Raw genomic sequence first — 15,428 nt, 5'->3', positions numbered from 1 at the left:
GCACGGGGAAAGCAAGGTTTATTTTGCAGTGAGACGCAGACCCGCGGCGGTGCCGTAAGGGGTCGCGCAGCGGCCTGGCGGCGGAGGGGTGCCAAGGAGGCCGCCGGCGTTTGCAATTGCCGAAACGCCGCTTACATAGGACGTAACGAAGCCGTCTCGCTGGCGGTACCCGCCCGGTCTCCGGGCCCCAGAGGTCTATTCATGAGTGAACACAATCCCTACGCTTCCATGCATGCCACGACGATCATCACCGTCCGCAAGGACGGCAAGGTGGTGATGGCGGGCGATGGCCAGGTGAGCCTTGGCCAGACCGTGATGAAAAGCAATGCGCGCAAGGTGCGCCGCCTTGCCAAGGGCGATGTCATTGCCGGTTTTGCCGGCGCCACGGCGGACGCCTTCACGCTGCTCGAACGGCTCGAAGCCAAGCTCGAGCAATATCCCGACCAGTTGATGCGCGCGGCCGTCGAGCTTGCCAAGGACTGGCGCACCGACCGCTATCTGCGCCGGCTCGAGGCGATGATGCTGGTCGCCGACAAGTCCGTCACGCTGGCGCTGACCGGCAATGGCGACGTGCTGGAGCCGGAACACGGCACCATGGCGATCGGCTCGGGCGGCAACTATGCCTATGCCGCGGCCCGCGCGCTGATGGATACGGACAAGTCGGCGGAAGAGATCGCGCGGCGCGCCATGCAGATCGCCGGCGACATCTGCGTCTACACCAACCACAATTTCGTGGTCGAGACGCTGGATGCCGACCGATAGGGCCTACGCCTTCCGGCCGGTTACGGACGCCGACCTGCCGATGCTGGAACGGTGGCTGAACGTGCCGCATGTCCGGCGCTGGTGGGGCGAACCGGCGGACGAAGTCGCCGGCATCAAGGCGGATTTCGACGAGCCGTCGATGGAGTCCTTCATCGTGCTCCATGATGGAAAGGAATTTGCCTATCTGCAATGTTACCGGATCGCGGCGGACGATCTGTCCTTCGGCGACCGGCCCGAACGCACCGTCGGCATCGACCAGTTCATCGGCCCTGCCGACATGGTCGGTATCGGCCACGGGCCGGCGATGATCGAAGCCTTTGTGCAAAGGGTTTTCGCCGAGGGGATGGAACGGGTCGTGCTCGATCCGCATCCCGACAATGCGCATGCCATCCGGGCCTATGAAAAGGCCGGATTCCATGCTTTCGATCAACGCATGACTGAGGACGGACCGGCGCTGATGATGGCCCGGGACCGTTGCTAGAAACGGAAAGCTGATGTCTAACTTTTCCCCCCGCGAGATCGTTTCCGAACTCGACCGCTACATTATCGGCCAGCATGACGCCAAGCGCGCTGTCGCCATCGCGCTCCGCAACCGCTGGCGCCGCCACCAGCTGGAGCCGGACCTGCGCGACGAGGTGATGCCGAAGAACATCCTGATGATCGGGCCGACGGGCGTCGGCAAGACCGAGATTTCGCGGCGCCTTGCCAAGCTTGCCGGTGCGCCCTTCGTCAAGGTCGAGGCGACCAAGTTCACCGAGGTCGGATATGTCGGCCGCGATGTCGAGCAGATCGTGCGCGACCTCGTCGAGGTCGGCATCGGCCTGGTGCGCGAGAAGAAGCGTACCGAGGTGACGGCCAAGGCCCATATGAATGCCGAGGAACGGGTGCTCGATGCGCTGGTCGGCGCGACGGCCTCGCCTGCAACGCGCGATTCGTTCCGTAAAAAGCTGCGCGGCAACGAACTCGACGACAAGGAAATCGAGATCGACGTTGCCGATACGGGCGGCGGCATGCCCGGCGGCTTCGAGATCCCCGGCATGCCCGGCGCCAATATCGGCGTGCTGAACCTTTCCGAAATGTTCGGCAAGGCGATGGGCGGGCGCACCAAGAAGGTCAAGACGACGGTCAAGGACAGCTACAAGATCCTGATCGACGACGAATCCGACAAGCTGCTCGACAACGAGCAGATCCAGCGCGAGGCGATCCGCTCGGCCGAAAACGACGGCATCGTCTTCATCGACGAGATCGACAAGATCGCGGCGCGCGATGGCGGCATGGGTGCGGGCGTCTCCCGCGAGGGCGTGCAGCGCGACCTGCTGCCGCTCGTCGAGGGCACGACGGTTGCGACGAAGTACGGGCCGGTCAAGACGGATCACATCCTCTTCATCGCCTCCGGTGCTTTCCACGTCTCCAAGCCGTCAGACCTCCTGCCCGAGCTGCAGGGCCGCCTGCCGATCCGCGTCGAACTGCGCGCGCTGACGAAGGAGGACTTCCGCCGCATCCTCACGGAGACGGAGGCGAGCCTCATCCGCCAGTACAAGGCGCTGATGGCGACGGAAAGCGTCGAGCTCGATTTTACCGAGGACGGTATCGACGCGCTGGCCGATGTCGCGGTGCAGCTCAATGCGAGCGTCGAGAATATCGGCGCGCGGCGTCTCCAGACGGTGATGGAGCGGGTACTCGACGAGATCTCCTTCGAGGCGCCGGACAAGGGCGGCAACAAGCTCCTCATCGACGCCGCCTACGTGCACAAGCATGTCGGCGCGCTTGCCGCCAATACCGACCTGTCGCGCTACATTCTGTGACGTTTGCGCACCGGTGGCCGCCCTTGCGGCCGCCGGTGCCGGATTTTTGCAGGCAAGGCCTCTCGACAGGAGGCGCCGTGCGGCCTAGGCATGGCACGCATTTTGGCATCATTCCGACATGTTTGCGTTGCATCGGTCTTGCCATGCCGACATTACGAGAAGACGGAACCGGACCCGTGCGACAGCTCATTTCCGTGCTTGCCCTTGCAGCCGCCCTCCTTGTCCAGAGCCAGACAACGGCCCTGGCGATCGATGTGGTGCCATCCGGCAACCGCAATGCCGAGCAGCCGCAGATCCCGGGCGCCTCGACGCGCCGCACCAAGGCGGGCAAGACCTCCTTCGATGCGAAATACGAGAAGGTGCGCGATCTCATCGCCAATGACGGGCAGCTGACCGGCAAGATCAAGTCCATTGCCGGCAAATACGGCATTGCGCCGATCCATATGGTCGGCGCGATCGTCGGCGAGCATACCTACAATGTCGACGCCTATGACCGGCTGCAGAGCTATTATGTGAAGGCGGCGTCCTATACCGGCTCGTTCCGCTTCGCCTATGACGGCGAAAACGTTGCCGACTTCGTCGACCGGCCGGAATTTGCCAAATGCGCCGACAAGAAGGGCTCCTATGCGCTCTGGACCTGCCGCGAGACGGTGTGGAACCGCACGTTCAAGGGCCGCACGGTCGGCGGCACGTCCTTCCCGAACAACCGCTTCAGCGCGGTGTTCTTCCAGCCCTTCTACGCCGGCCAGACCTTCGGGCTCGGCCAGATCAATCCGCTGACGGCGCTGACGCTGACGGACGACGTCGCACGCATTTCCGGCTATGACCGGCTCGACGAGAACGATGCGGCCGGCGTCTACCAGGCGATCATGGATCCCGATATCTCGCTTGCCTACATGGCCGCCTCGATCCGCCGCTCGATCGACGCCTACAAGACGATCGCCGGTGTCGATATTTCGAAGAATCCGGGGCTGACGGCGACGCTCTACAATATCGGCAATCCCGATGCGCGCGCCGCCGCCTTTGCCGCACGCCGCGCCTCCGGCGAAGTGACCTGGCCGGAGGAGAACTATTACGGCTGGCTGATCAACGACAAGCTGGCGGAACTCCAGGGCCTGCTCTAGTTTTCCAGAAGTCCGGACGCAGAACGCTCAAGCACTTTTGATGGAATTGCTCTAACTTCGGCCTACCTCTCGGCTCACCTTCCACGAAGAGCCGATTGAAAGGAGCCCGATGATGGACATGCGCCCCGAGCCGTTCGAACCGCCGGCGCCGATTCCGCGCACCGTGCCGCCCTCGAAGCTCGAGATCATCCGCACCGTGTTCCGCAATCCGCTGGAGCTCTGGGGCGAGCCCTCCTATACGCTGCCCTGGATCATGACGAGCTTCTTCGGCGAGAAGACGCTGATCGTCAACGATCCCGGCCTGATCAAGTACCTGCTCGTCGACAATGCCCAGAACTACAAGATGGCCGTGGTGCGCCAGCTCGTGCTGCGCCCGATCCTGCGCGACGGGCTGCTGACGGCCGAGGGCGGGGTGTGGCGCCGCTCGCGCAAGGCCGTCGCGCCGATCTTCACGCCGCGCCATGCCAAGGGCTTTGCCAGCCAGATGCTGGCGCAGTCCGAGCTCTATGCGCAGAAATACGAAGGATCGGACGGCACGGTCTTCGACATCGGCAACGACATGACGGAGCTCGCCTTCGCCATCCTCTCCGAGACGCTGTTTTCCGGGGAGATCGTCACCCAGTCGGAAAGTTTTGCCGACGATGTCGAGGACCTCCTGCATTCGATGGGCCGCGTCGATCCCATGGATCTCCTGCGCGCGCCGTCCTGGGTGCCGCGCGTGACGCGGATCGGCGGGCTGAAGGTGCTGAAGAAGTTCCGCGGGATCGTGCGCGACACGATGGATCTGCGTCTTGGGCGCATGAAGGACGATGAAGCCGCGCCGAACGACTTCCTAACCCTGCTTTTGCGCGCGGCGGGGCCGGAGGGGCTGACCATGGAGGAGGTGGAGGACAATATCCTCACCTTCATCGGCGCCGGCCACGAGACGACGGCGCGGGCGCTCGCCTGGACGCTCTACTGTGTCGCCAATTCGCCGCATGTGCGGGACGCGATGGAAGAGGAGATCGACCGGGTGCTGTCGAGCGGCGCTGACCCCGTCGATTGGCTCGACCGCATGCCCTGGACGCGCGCCGCCTTCGAGGAGGCGATGCGGCTCTATCCGCCGGCGCCCTCGATCAACCGCGAGGCGATCGCCGACGATGTCTGGGTGAGCCCTAAGGGCGAAAGGGTGGAGATCCCCAAGGACGTCACCATCCTCGTCATGCCCTGGACGCTGCACCGCCACGCACTGCTCTGGCAGAAGCCGCGCGCCTATATGCCGGAACGGTTCCTCCCGGAAAACCGCGAAGCGATCCACCGTTTCCAGTACCTGCCTTTCGGCGCCGGGCCGCGCATCTGCATCGGCGCGACCTTCGCCATGCAGGAGGCGATCATCGCGCTCGGCGTTCTGATGCGCCGTTTCCGTTTCGACATGACGGAAAACACGCGGCCCTGGCCCGTGCAGCGCCTGACGACGCAGCCGGCTAACGGACTGGCGTTGCGGGTGACGGCTCGTCGAGACGCTTCTTCGATTTCTTGATGGTCTTGATCGCTGCGCAGGTCGCTTCCGGGTTCTTGCAGGGCTGGTAGACGACGATCTCGCTGCCGCTGCCGTCGTCCCAGACCGCCTGCACGGCGATGGTTTCCGCCTCGCCCGGTTTCAGATCGATATAGATCCAGTTCTGCGTTTCGTCCGACGGCAGGTTGAAGGGCAGTTCAGGGTCACATTTGGCCAGCGGAAAGCGCTGGTCGAGCGTGTCGTTGTTGATCGAATAGCGGATCTCCGACAGGCGGCAATGCATTGTCTGCAGCGTGGTGAAATAGATCAGCTGCTGGTCGGCGAAATTGCGGAACTGCACCCAGCCCGTCTGCTTGTTGGCATCCAGCATCGCCTTGTAGACAGAGACGTCGGGGATCTGCGCCTGGTACTGTTGCTCGTCGTTCTCCTCCTGGGCGGCGACGGGCTGGCTGCCGGCCAGAAGCGCGGCGCCGAGAAGAAGGGCAGCCAGAAGCGGCTTTCGCGGGGTGGGGTCGATCACAGGGTACGCTCCTCGTTCTTTCACCTTATGTCGCCGGGGGAATGGTGGCATTCGGCCCGGACATGTCATAACACCTCAGGCAATAACACCATTCACGGCCTGCTTTGAAAAGAGACGGCAGGCGGTACGGAAGAATTCTCGTGGCAGACCATTTGTTACTCGGCATCGATACCGGCGGCACCTACACGGACGCCGTGCTCTACAGTGAAACCGCCGGCGTCGTCGCCCGCGCCAAGGCACTCACCACCCGCCACGATCTCTCGGTCGGTATTTCCGGTGCCGTCGAAGCGGTGCTGGAAGCGGCAAAGGCTCCCGTCTCGGCCATCGGCCTCGTCTCGCTCTCCACCACGCTGGCGACCAACGCCCTGGTGGAAGGGCAGGGCGGCCGCGCCGGCCTTGTCATGATCGGCTTCGGTCCCGAGGACCTGAAGCGCGACGGCCTTGCCGATGCGCTCGGCAACGACCCGGTGCTGTTCCTGCCCGGCGGGCACAATGTGCATGGCGACGAGACGGCGCTCGACATGAGCGCACTCGACGACGCCCTGCCGGTCCTTGCCGAGACCGTCTCCTCCTTTGCCGTCGCCGGCTATTTCGCCGTGCGCAATCCGGCGCACGAGGAACGGGTTCGTGCGCGCATCCGCGAGGTCTCGCACCTGCCCGTTACCTGCAGCCACGAACTTTCCTCCAAGCTCGGCGGGCCGCGCCGGGCGCTGACGACGCTGCTCAATGCCCGCCTCGTCTCGATGATCGACAGGCTGATCGGCGCCTGCGAGGACTATCTCGACCGTCGCGGCATCCATGTGCCGATGATGGTGGTGCGCGGTGACGGGGCGCTGATCGCGGCGGCCGAGGCGCGGCTGCGGCCGATCGAGACGATCCTGTCCGGCCCGGCAGCCAGCCTCGTCGGCGCGCGGCACCTGACCGGGCTCGACAATGCCATCGTCTCCGATATCGGCGGCACGACGACGGATGTGGCGGTGCTCGACGGCGGGCGGCCGAAGCTCGATGCGGAAGGCGCCGTCGTCGGCGGCTATCGCACCATGGTCGAGGCGGTCGCCATGCGCACCTTCGGCCTCGGCGGCGATTCGGAAGTCCGCATCAACGATCGCGGCCTGAAGGCGAAGATCGAGCTTGGGCCGCGCCGCTTCATGCCGCTGAGCCTTGCCTCGGCGCTGCATCCGGATGCAATCGTCCCGGTGCTGGAGCGCCAGATGCGCGCGCCCCATGCCGGGCGGCACGATGGACGCTTCGCTGTGCGCACCGGCGTGCCGGAACGGCTGGCGAGTGGCCTCCAGCCGCAGGAACAGGCACTTTACGAGAAGATCGGCATGGTGCCGCTTCCGCTGGAAGGGCTGCTCGCCACCATGTTGCAGAAGGTGACGCTCGACCGGCTGGTTGCGCGCGGCCTCGTGCATATCTGCGGCATCACACCCTCCGACGCCATGCATGTGCTCGGCGGCCAGGGGCAGTGGGATGCCACGGCCGCCCGTCTCGGACTGGAGATCGCCGCCCGCACGCGGGACGGTTCCGGCCGGCCGATCGCCGACAGTCCGGAAGCCCTGGCGCGCGTCCTCGTCGATCGCCTTACCCGGCAGTCGGCCGATGTCATCCTGTCGGCCTGTCTTGCCGATGACGGGGCAGGGGCGATCGATCCGGTCCATTCGCTGACGATCGACCGCGCGCTGCACCGCGTGCCGGGCATCGTGCGGTTCCGCGTCGCGCTCGACCGGCCACTCGTCGGCCTCGGTGCCTCGGCGCCGGTCTATTATCCCGCCATCGCCGACATGCTGGGCGCCGAATCGGCCATTCCCGCCGACGCCGGCGTTGCCAATGCGGTCGGCGCGGTGGTGGGTCAGGTGCGCACCATGGTCACGGTCTTCGTGACCATGCCGGAAGAGGGCATCTTCATCGTCGGCGGCACGGGCGAAAGCGCGCGCTTCATCGACGAAAGCGAGGCCTTCGCGCTGGCGAAGGAGCGGGCGATGACGGCGGCGCTCACCGCGGCCCGGATCAACGGTGCGGACGAGCCGGCGGTGACGTTCACCGAGGAGATCGACGCGCCGGAGGTGGAAGGCCGCCGCAAGCTCATGGAGGCACGCTTCACCGCGATCGCCAGCGGCCGGCCGCGCATTGCGCACGAGAGCTGACGGTCTCCCGTTCTTTGGCCCCGCCGGCTGCCTTTCGCGGCGGTCGGCGCGCGCCTATCGTATGATTTTATCCGAACGGGAATAAATTCTTTATGTCATTGCCGAATTGACTATGCATGCCCGTCTCCGGAAAGTGGCAGCATTCGGGATACTCCCCCCTCGTCCCGTCATTCGGAGTTTTTTACATGACCTATATCGAGAAAGCCGGTCTTTCGATCGACCGCGACCTACATGATTTCATCGTCACGGAGGCGCTTCCCGGCACGGGCGTGGACGCAGCGCGTTTCTTCGATGAGTTTTCCGCCATCGTGCACGACCTTGCGCCGGAAAACCGCGCGCTGCTGGCCAAGCGCGACGTGCTGCAGGAGAAGATCGACGCCTGGTACCGCGCCAACGGCGCGCCGGTGGACATGGCGGCTTATGAGGCCTTCCTGCGCGAGATCGGCTACCTGCTGCCGGAAGGCGGTGAATTCAAGGTGACGACGGACAATGTCGATCCCGAGATCGCCAGCCTCGCCGGCCCGCAGCTTGTCGTTCCCGTCATGAATGCACGCTACGCCCTGAACGCTGCCAATGCGCGCTGGGGCTCGCTCTACGATGCGCTCTACGGCACGGATGTGATCCCGGAAACGGACGGTGCGGAAAAGGGCAAGGGTTACAATCCCAAGCGTGGCGAGAAGGTCATCGCCTGGGCCAAGGCCTTCCTCGACGAGGCGGCTCCGCTCGAGGGCGCCCGCTGGGCCGACCTCACCGGTATCGAGGCCGGTGCGGACCTGCGCCTTTCCGCAGGCGACCGCGCCGTTTCGCTGAAGCGGCCGGAACAGTATGCCGGCCATGCGGAAGGCGACGGCGGCTGGCGCCATCTGCTTTTGAAGAACAATGGCCTTGGCATCGAGATCCTGATAAATCGCGACTTCGAAATCGGCAAGACCGATCCGGCCGGCATTGCCGGCGTCAATGTCGAAGCGGCACTGACGACGATCATGGACTGTGAGGATTCGGTCGCGGCTGTCGATGCCGAGGACAAGATCCTCGTCTATCGCAACTGGCTCGGCCTGATGAAGGGCGACCTGAAGGAGACGTTCACCAAGGGTGGCGAGACGGTCGAGCGCAAGCTCTACAGCGACTTCACCTACACCGCGCCGGACGGCTCGCCCTTCGAGGTCAAGTGCCGCTCGCTGATGCTGGTGCGCAATGTCGGGCACCTCATGACCAACCCGGCGATCCGCGATCGCGAGGGCAACGAGGTTCCCGAGGGCATCATGGATGCCATGGTGACGGCGCTGATCGCGCTGCACGATGTCGGCCCGAACGGCCGCCGCAAGAATTCGCGCGAAGGCTCGATGTATGTCGTCAAGCCGAAGATGCACGGGCCGGAAGAGGTTGCCTTTGCCAGCAAGCTGTTCGGCCGCGTCGAGGCTGCCGTCGGCATGGCGCCGAACACCATGAAGATGGGCATCATGGACGAGGAGCGCCGCACGACGGTCAACCTCAAGGAAGCGATCCGCGCCGCCAAGGAGCGCGTCGTCTTCATCAACACCGGCTTCCTCGACCGCACGGGCGACGAGATCCACACCTCGATGGAAGCGGGCCCGATGATCCGCAAGGGCGACATGAAGCAGGCCGCCTGGATCGGCGCCTACGAGAACTGGAACGTCGATATCGGCCTCGAATGCGGCCTGTCCGGCCATGCGCAGATCGGCAAGGGCATGTGGGCCATGCCCGACCTGATGGCCGCCATGCTGGAACAGAAGATCGCCCATCCGAAGGCCGGCGCCAACACCGCCTGGGTTCCCTCGCCGACGGCCGCGACGCTGCATGCGACGCACTACCACAAGGTCAATGTCGCTGAGGTTCAGGCGACGCTGCGCTCCCGCCCGCGGGCAAAGCTCTCCGATATCCTCTCGGTGCCGGTCGCCGTCCGGCCGAACTGGACGCCGGAGGAAATCCAGCGCGAGCTCGACAACAATGCGCAGGGTATTCTCGGCTATGTCGTGCGCTGGGTCGACCAGGGCGTCGGCTGCTCCAAGGTGCCCGACATCAACAATGTCGGCCTGATGGAAGACCGCGCCACGCTGCGCATCTCCGCCCAGCACATGGCCAACTGGCTACACCACGGCGTCGTCACGGAAGCGCAGATCGAGGAGACCATGCAGCGCATGGCCGCCGTCGTCGACGGGCAGAATGCCGGTGATCCGCTCTATCGTCCGATGGCCGGTAACTTCGACGGTTCCATCGCCTATCAGGCGGCGCTCGATCTTGTCCTGAAGGGCCGCGAGCAGCCGAACGGCTATACCGAGCCGGTCCTGCACCGCCGCCGCCTGGAGCTGAAGGCCGCTGCGGCCTGATCCCGCTTTTCGCGCCGGCAGGGTTTTGTCCCTGCCGGAAGCGCCCAAAACAAAAGAAGCCGCCGGAGCGATCCGGCGGCTTCTTTCTTAAGCGGATTTTTTCCGCTTACTGCTGGACGACGACGCGGGCGCCCTTGCCGGGGCGGACGCGCTTGTAAAGGTCGATGATGTCCTGGTTCATCAGGCGGATGCAGCCCGACGAGGCGGCCGTGCCGATGGAGGCCCATTCCGGCGTGCCGTGCAGGCGGAACAGCGTGTCCTTGCCCTGCTCGTTGAAGAGATAGAGCGCGCGTGCGCCGAGCGGGTTTTTCAGGCCCGGGCCCATGCCTTCCTTGACGTAGCGGGCGACATCGGGACGACGGACGGCCATTTCTTCCGGCGGATGCCAGGTCGGCCATTCCTGCTTCCAGGCGATGTAGGCCTCGCCCTGCCAGGCAAAGCCCGCCTTGCCGACGCCGATGCCGTAACGCACGGCCTTGCCGCCGGGCAGCACATAATAAAGGAAGCGGTTCGGCGTGTTGACGACGATCGTACCGGGCTTTTCCTTGGTCGCGTAGTCGACGATCTGGCGGTGGAACTTGGTGTTCACCTTGTTGATCGGGATACCCGGCAGGGAATAGCCGTTGTCCTCAACAGGGCCATATTCCGATGTGAAGATAGCATTGGTCGCCACCTTTTCGCCCGGAAGCGAGGTCGAGGAGGAGGAGCAACCGGCGAGCGTGACGGCTGCTGCGAGGCCGCACAGAAGGAGGGCATTGCGGAAGCGCATGTGAGTCTCTTGATAGGAAATTAAGAAGTTCCGAGCCGCGGAACTTTCATCGATTATGGTTTATTTTCGATTAAACCAGTCAATGCAAGTCTGTGTGCTCCGGCGCGGGCCTGCACTTGAGCAAAAAGGCCGGTGATTGTTTTTTTGCAACAACAAGACCTGCCCGCCTGCCGCTTTCTCCGCGTCCGGATCAGGACAAGCACGCCTTTCCGGCCTGTTCAATGGTCTTCCGCAGCGCTGGCCCGAAGCCGCACAGGATCCGTGTGGCGCGGTTAAGAGAGTCTTTCGCGCGCTCCGAATCACGTGGCGCCCTTAACTTTTTCGCCGGGCGCATTTGCGGATAGAATGCGATTCGCCGAGGGTGCCCCATGACGATCGTTTCCATTCACAATGACAATCCGCTGGTCGACGGACGCCAGTCCGACCGGGCCATGATGGTGCGCCGCGGCGTGCAGCGCATGCTGACGGAGATGCGCCATGCGGTGCTGCCCGAGTTGACGCTGGCCAGCGGCCGGCGCGCGGACCTCATCAGCCTCTCCGACAGGGGCGAGATCTGGATTGTCGAGATCAAGACGTCGATCGAGGATTTCAGGGTGGACCGCAAATGGCCGGATTACCGGCGTCACTCGGACCGGCTGTTCTTCGCCACCCACAAGGAAGTGCCGCTCGATATCTTCCCGGAGGATTGCGGCCTCATCCTCTCGGATGGCTACGGCGCCCACATCATCCGCGAGGCGCCGGAGCACAAGCTGCCGGCGCCGACGCGAAAATCCGTCACCTTCGCCTTTGCCCGCGTCGCCGCGGCCCGGCTGATGCTGGCGGAGTTCGCGGCGGATACAAGGGGCGAGGGGGCTGATATGTCGGCCATCGTTGCAGGAGAGCGCGACGCGGCGGTGTGATATCGCTTTGAGGCGCTTTTGAGGGGTGAGCCCCTCATCCGGCTGCCGCCACCTTCTCCCCGAGGGGAGAAGGGAAAAACGGGAGGTCGCATCCTTCTCTTCCTTCTCCCCGACGGGGAGAAGGTGGCCCAAAGGGCCGGATGAGGGCCCCCGAAGTCCGAGCCTATTTCGGCGCGCGCTTGGCGAGGATGCGCTGCAGCGTGCGGCGGTGCATGTTGAGGCGGCGGGCGGTCTCGGAGACGTTGCGGTCGCACATCTCATAGACGCGCTGGATATGCTCCCAGCGCACGCGGTCTGCCGACATCGGGTTTTCCGGCAGTTCCACCTTCTCGCCCGGGCGCTGCGTCAGTGCGGCGAAGATGTCGTCGGCATCCGCCGGCTTGGCGAGATAATCGACCGCGCCGAGCTTCACGGCGTTCACGGCCGTCGCGATGTTGCCGTAGCCGGTCAGCATGATGATGCGCGTGTCGTCGCGGCGCTGGCGGATGGCGGCGATGACGTCGAGGCCGCTGCCGTCGCCGAGCCTGAGATCGACCACGGCGAATTTCGGCGGGTTTGTCTTGGCCTTGGCGATGCCCTCGGCAACCGACTCGGCCGTATCGACGGCAAAGCCCCGCGTCTCCATGGCGCGCGCAAGGCGGCGCAGGAACGGCGCGTCGTCATCGACGAGGAGAAGGGAAGGATCGGGCCCGATATCGTCGGTTGCCGCATGAGGTTCGGTGTTTTCTGCCATTTTTCGTCTTTCGTGGCCGAATTTCGTCCATTCTTGATGAGGATCAGCTTATCACCCGTAAGTCGGGGTGGGTAAAGTCATTTTGCGGCCTTCGCCTCCATGCGGCCCCGCGGCCAATCGACCGACACGCGGGCGCCCGGCCGGTCGCCGGTGCGGTTGGCAAAGGTCAGTTTCGCGCCGGAGCGTTCCAGCAGCGTCTTGGCGATGAACAACCCGAGCCCCAGTCCGCCGGCCCGCTCGTCGCGCTGGCGCTTGGTGACATAGGGATCGCCGATGCGCTGGAGGATGTCCGCCGCATAGCCGTCGCCGTCGTCCTCGATGACGATCGTCACCCGTTCCGCCGTGTGGCTGACGGTGATGGTCACCTCCTCGCGCGCATGGTCGACGGCGTTTTCCATAAGATTGCCGAGACCGTAGAGAATGCCGGGATTGCGGCTGCCGACCGGCTCGTTCTCGCGCTCGCCGTTTTCGACGAGGTTGAGGCGGATGCCGAATTCGCGGTGCGGCGCCAGCACCTCCTCCAGCAGCGAGGAGAGCGGCAGCACGCGCATATGCGCCTCGTCCGCTGCCGAAAGCGTGGTGAGACGGCGCAGGATGTCGCGGCAACGTTCGCTTTGGCTGCGCAGGAGCTGCACGTCTTCCTTGAAGCGGTCGTCCATGCCGAGTTCACGCTCCATTTCGCGGGCCACGACGCTGATCGTGGCAAGTGGCGTGCCGAGCTCGTGCGCTGCCGCCGCCGCCAGGCCGTCGAGTTGCGAAAGGTGCTTTTCGCGCTGGAGGATGAGTTCGGTCGCCGCGAGCGCATCGGAAAGCTCCGCTGCCTCCTGCGACACGCGGTAGGAGTAGAAGGCGGCAAAGGCGGTGGTCGACACGATCGCGAACCAGAGCCCGGCCGTCAGGATCGGCGGCACGACCAGCAGCGTGCCGGGAAACCAGGGCAGTGGAAAGGGCGTGAAGGCAAGCGCCGTGATGCCGAATACCGAGAGCAGGCCGAGCGGCAGGCTGAAGCGGATCGGCTGCAGCGAGGACGAGATGATGACGGGCACGCAGACGAGCGGTGCGAAGGGATTGGCAAGCCCGCCGGTAATGAAAAGCAGCGCCGTGAGCTGGCAGAGGTCGAAGGCGAGCAGCAGGAAGGCGGAGGCGGGCGTCAGCCGGTGCGTCGGGGCGAAGCGCACGGCGAGGAAGAAGTTGACCGCGGCGAGCAGCGCGATCAGCACCGCCGCCGGCAGCAGCGGCAGCGGAAAATCGAGCCACAGCCCGACGACGATGACCGTGATCGACTGACCGGCGACCGCCAGCCAGCGCAGCCGGATGATCGTTTCGAGACGCAGACGCCGGCCGGAGCCCTCGAAGTCGATGTCCTGGTAACCCGTCATCCCGTCTTCCTTCCGTTCGCGAACCCGCATTCGCCCTTCTAGAGCATTTCCGCATTTCTTCGAATCGCGAAAGCGCTTCATCCGCTTGTTCTGAAGCAATTGCAGATGCAAAGCCGCTGCGCACTTTGCCGGAATGGCTCTAAACTGCGAGATGCCCGGAACGATTTGTCTTTCTGCAATTTCCGACGCAAAACCTCCGGCAATCGCCGGAAGTTGCGCGATCACGTTCCGCGCGGCTTGGCGCGCGTCGTCGGCAGGGCGTCTGCCGGGTCCTCCGGCCAGGGGTGTTTCGGATAGCGCCCGCGCATATCCGCCCTGACGTCGCGCCAGGAGCCGGCCCAGAAACCGGGCAGGTCGCGCGTCGTCTGGATCAGCCGGTGTGCGGGGGAGTGGAGTTCGAGCAGCAGTGGCAGCCGCCCGCCCGCCACGGCCGGATGCTGCTTCAGGCCGAAGAGCTCCTGCACGCGGATCGCCAGCACCGGCTCGTCGCCATCGTAGCGGATCGGGTGGCGCTGGCCGGTCGGCGCCTCGAAATGAGTGGGTGCCAGCCGGGCGAGGTCGCGCTGCACCTCATAGGGCACCAGCGCCATCAGCCCTTCCTGGAGGCTTGCGGGCTTCACCTCTTCGAGGCTGCGGCTGTTTTCCTGGAACGGCACGAACCAGCTGTCGAGTGTCGCAAGCAGCGCCTCGTCGCCGGTATCCGGCCAGGGTGCGCCGATCGAGCGGTGGAGGAAGCCGATGCGGTCGCGCAATTGCGCCGTCTCGCGGGAAAAGGGCAGCACGGCAAGGCCGAGCTGGCGTATCCCGTCGGCCAGCGCCAGCGCTGCCTTTGGTCCGCTTGGCCGCGGGAGTGGTGCCTCCTCGAGAATCATTGCGCCGAGACGCACGACCCGGCGCGCGCGCACCTGGCGGCTAGCGCGGTCGAAGACGCACTGGTCCTCCCGTACGATGGTTTCGGCGAGTTCCGCCTCGACATCCGCGCGGTCGATTTCCGCCGCGGCGAGAATGCGTTGCCGCCCGGCCTGCCCGGTGAGGTCGGCGACGACGATCATGTCGGCGCCGGCGAGCCGCTCGGTCTCCGGCAGCTCCGCCCCGCGCCCGTTCGCCATGACGAACCGCCCCCGGCCACCCCGCTGCAGGGCGACGCGATCGGGAAAGGCATGCAGCAGCAGGGCACCGGGGGCCGGGACCGTGCCACCCTTCGTCGCGCCGAAACCCTCGGCCATACGCTGGGCGAGTTTCCGCGCCGCCTCGGCCCGCTCGCCGCGTTCGCCGGAGAAGCGGCGCAGGCGCTCCTCGATATCGACGGCCGGTCCGCCGAGGCCCTGTTCGGTCAGGAGCACGGCGAGGCGCGCCGCGGCCCCTTGCTGGCCGTCTTCGGCGGCATGCAGGATCATGGCCGCCAGCCGTGGCGGCAGCGCCAGCTCCCGGATGCGTTTTCCGG

13 protein-coding genes (1 of these 13 only partly in view) are annotated in these 15,428 nt (G+C 65.2%); 8 read left to right on the top strand and 5 right to left on the bottom strand.

What is annotated here, in order from left to right:
• The first annotated feature begins 201 nt into the window (after window positions 1-201).
• From hslV to EXZ48_RS21010, 5 genes are all read left to right on the top strand, one after another.
• Window positions 202-762 carry an ATP-dependent protease subunit HslV gene (hslV, locus tag EXZ48_RS21030; protein WP_023512671.1) on the top strand — a complete coding sequence of 187 codons (561 nt, stop codon included), beginning with the start codon at window positions 202-204 and terminating at the stop codon, window positions 760-762.
• Window positions 749-1,243: a GNAT family N-acetyltransferase gene (locus EXZ48_RS21025; RefSeq protein ID WP_023512672.1), complete on the top strand. Its 495-nt coding sequence runs from the start codon at window positions 749-751 to the stop codon at window positions 1,241-1,243. The genes hslV and EXZ48_RS21025 overlap by 14 nt, the downstream gene beginning before the upstream one ends.
• 13 nt (window positions 1,244-1,256) lie before the next feature.
• A complete protein-coding gene (hslU, locus tag EXZ48_RS21020; RefSeq protein ID WP_023512673.1) occupies window positions 1,257-2,567 on the top strand; it encodes an ATP-dependent protease ATPase subunit HslU in 1,311 nt (436 codons plus the stop codon).
• A gap of 176 nt (window positions 2,568-2,743) precedes the next feature.
• Window positions 2,744-3,691 (top strand): DUF1402 family protein, encoded by a 948-nt coding sequence (locus tag EXZ48_RS21015; protein WP_023512674.1) that lies wholly within the window; start codon window positions 2,744-2,746, stop codon window positions 3,689-3,691.
• 112 nt (window positions 3,692-3,803) lie between these two features.
• Window positions 3,804-5,210 carry a cytochrome P450 gene (locus EXZ48_RS21010; RefSeq protein ID WP_130518184.1) on the top strand — a complete coding sequence of 469 codons (1,407 nt, stop codon included), beginning with the start codon at window positions 3,804-3,806 and terminating at the stop codon, window positions 5,208-5,210.
• Here EXZ48_RS21010 and EXZ48_RS21005 read toward each other — a convergent pair.
• Window positions 5,155-5,709, bottom strand: a complete 555-nt coding sequence (locus tag EXZ48_RS21005; protein ID WP_050745397.1) for a hypothetical protein — start codon at window positions 5,707-5,709, stop codon at window positions 5,155-5,157. The two genes, EXZ48_RS21010 and EXZ48_RS21005, sit on opposite strands and share 56 nt — an antisense overlap.
• A 140-nt stretch (window positions 5,710-5,849) precedes the next feature.
• On the opposite strand from EXZ48_RS21005, the gene EXZ48_RS21000 reads away from it, so the two are divergent.
• Window positions 5,850-7,856, top strand: a complete 2,007-nt coding sequence (locus EXZ48_RS21000; protein WP_130518038.1) for a hydantoinase/oxoprolinase N-terminal domain-containing protein — start codon at window positions 5,850-5,852, stop codon at window positions 7,854-7,856.
• Window positions 7,857-8,041: 185 nt separating this feature from the next.
• On the top strand, window positions 8,042-10,204 hold the full coding sequence (locus EXZ48_RS20995) for a malate synthase G (RefSeq protein WP_130518036.1): 2,163 nt from the start codon (window positions 8,042-8,044) through the stop codon (window positions 10,202-10,204).
• Between the two features lie 106 nt (window positions 10,205-10,310).
• Here the strand turns inward: EXZ48_RS20995 and EXZ48_RS20990 are convergent, their stop codons facing one another.
• Window positions 10,311-10,973 (bottom strand): L,D-transpeptidase, encoded by a 663-nt coding sequence (locus EXZ48_RS20990; protein WP_024270131.1) that lies wholly within the window; start codon window positions 10,971-10,973, stop codon window positions 10,311-10,313.
• A gap of 368 nt (window positions 10,974-11,341) precedes the next feature.
• Between EXZ48_RS20990 and EXZ48_RS20985 the strand changes: the two genes are divergently transcribed.
• The gene (locus tag EXZ48_RS20985) at window positions 11,342-11,872 is read left to right on the top strand and encodes an MmcB family DNA repair protein (RefSeq protein WP_023514409.1); all 531 of its coding nucleotides are present in this window, start codon (window positions 11,342-11,344) and stop codon (window positions 11,870-11,872) included.
• A gap of 163 nt (window positions 11,873-12,035) precedes the next feature.
• Here EXZ48_RS20985 and EXZ48_RS20980 read toward each other — a convergent pair whose 3' ends face one another.
• The 3 genes from EXZ48_RS20980 to hrpB form a co-directional block, all read right to left on the bottom strand.
• Window positions 12,036-12,605, bottom strand: coding sequence for an ActR/PrrA/RegA family redox response regulator transcription factor (locus EXZ48_RS20980; protein WP_023514408.1), 570 nt, complete (start codon window positions 12,603-12,605; stop codon window positions 12,036-12,038).
• Between the two features lie 77 nt (window positions 12,606-12,682).
• Window positions 12,683-13,984, bottom strand: a complete 1,302-nt coding sequence (locus EXZ48_RS20975; RefSeq protein ID WP_050745400.1) for an ActS/PrrB/RegB family redox-sensitive histidine kinase — start codon at window positions 13,982-13,984, stop codon at window positions 12,683-12,685.
• A 221-nt stretch (window positions 13,985-14,205) separates the two neighbouring features.
• On the bottom strand, window positions 14,206-15,428 hold the 3' end of the coding sequence (gene hrpB / locus EXZ48_RS20970; protein ID WP_130518034.1) for an ATP-dependent helicase HrpB. The gene runs 1,246 nt beyond the window's last position; the window shows 1,223 of its 2,469 coding nt (coding positions 1,247-2,469); its start codon lies beyond the right edge, outside the window — the gene reads right to left on this strand; it ends in the stop codon at window positions 14,206-14,208.

This window comes from Shinella sp. JR1-6, from assembly GCF_004284735.1.
Taxonomy (GTDB): Bacteria; Pseudomonadota; Alphaproteobacteria; order Rhizobiales; family Rhizobiaceae; genus Shinella.
The sequence above is the reverse complement of the archived record's forward strand: the minus strand, read 5'-3'. Positions and strand labels throughout refer to the sequence as shown.

Excerpts from the sequence above, each read along its gene's own strand:
- hslV (WP_023512671.1), top strand. The coding sequence starts at position 202 with ATGAGTGAACACAATCCCTACGCTTCCATGCATGCCACGACGATCATC.
- EXZ48_RS21025 (WP_023512672.1), top strand. The coding sequence starts at position 749 with ATGCCGACCGATAGGGCCTACGCCTTCCGGCCGGTTACGGACGCCGAC.
- hslU (WP_023512673.1), top strand. The coding sequence starts at position 1,257 with ATGTCTAACTTTTCCCCCCGCGAGATCGTTTCCGAACTCGACCGCTAC.
- EXZ48_RS21010 (WP_130518184.1), top strand. The coding sequence starts at position 3,804 with ATGGACATGCGCCCCGAGCCGTTCGAACCGCCGGCGCCGATTCCGCGC.
- EXZ48_RS20995 (WP_130518036.1), top strand. The coding sequence starts at position 8,042 with ATGACCTATATCGAGAAAGCCGGTCTTTCGATCGACCGCGACCTACAT.
- EXZ48_RS20990 (WP_024270131.1), bottom strand. The coding sequence starts at position 10,973 with ATGCGCTTCCGCAATGCCCTCCTTCTGTGCGGCCTCGCAGCAGCCGTC.
- EXZ48_RS20985 (WP_023514409.1), top strand. The coding sequence starts at position 11,342 with ATGACGATCGTTTCCATTCACAATGACAATCCGCTGGTCGACGGACGC.
- EXZ48_RS20980 (WP_023514408.1), bottom strand. The coding sequence starts at position 12,605 with ATGGCAGAAAACACCGAACCTCATGCGGCAACCGACGATATCGGGCCC.
- EXZ48_RS20975 (WP_050745400.1), bottom strand. The coding sequence starts at position 13,984 with ATGACGGGTTACCAGGACATCGACTTCGAGGGCTCCGGCCGGCGTCTG.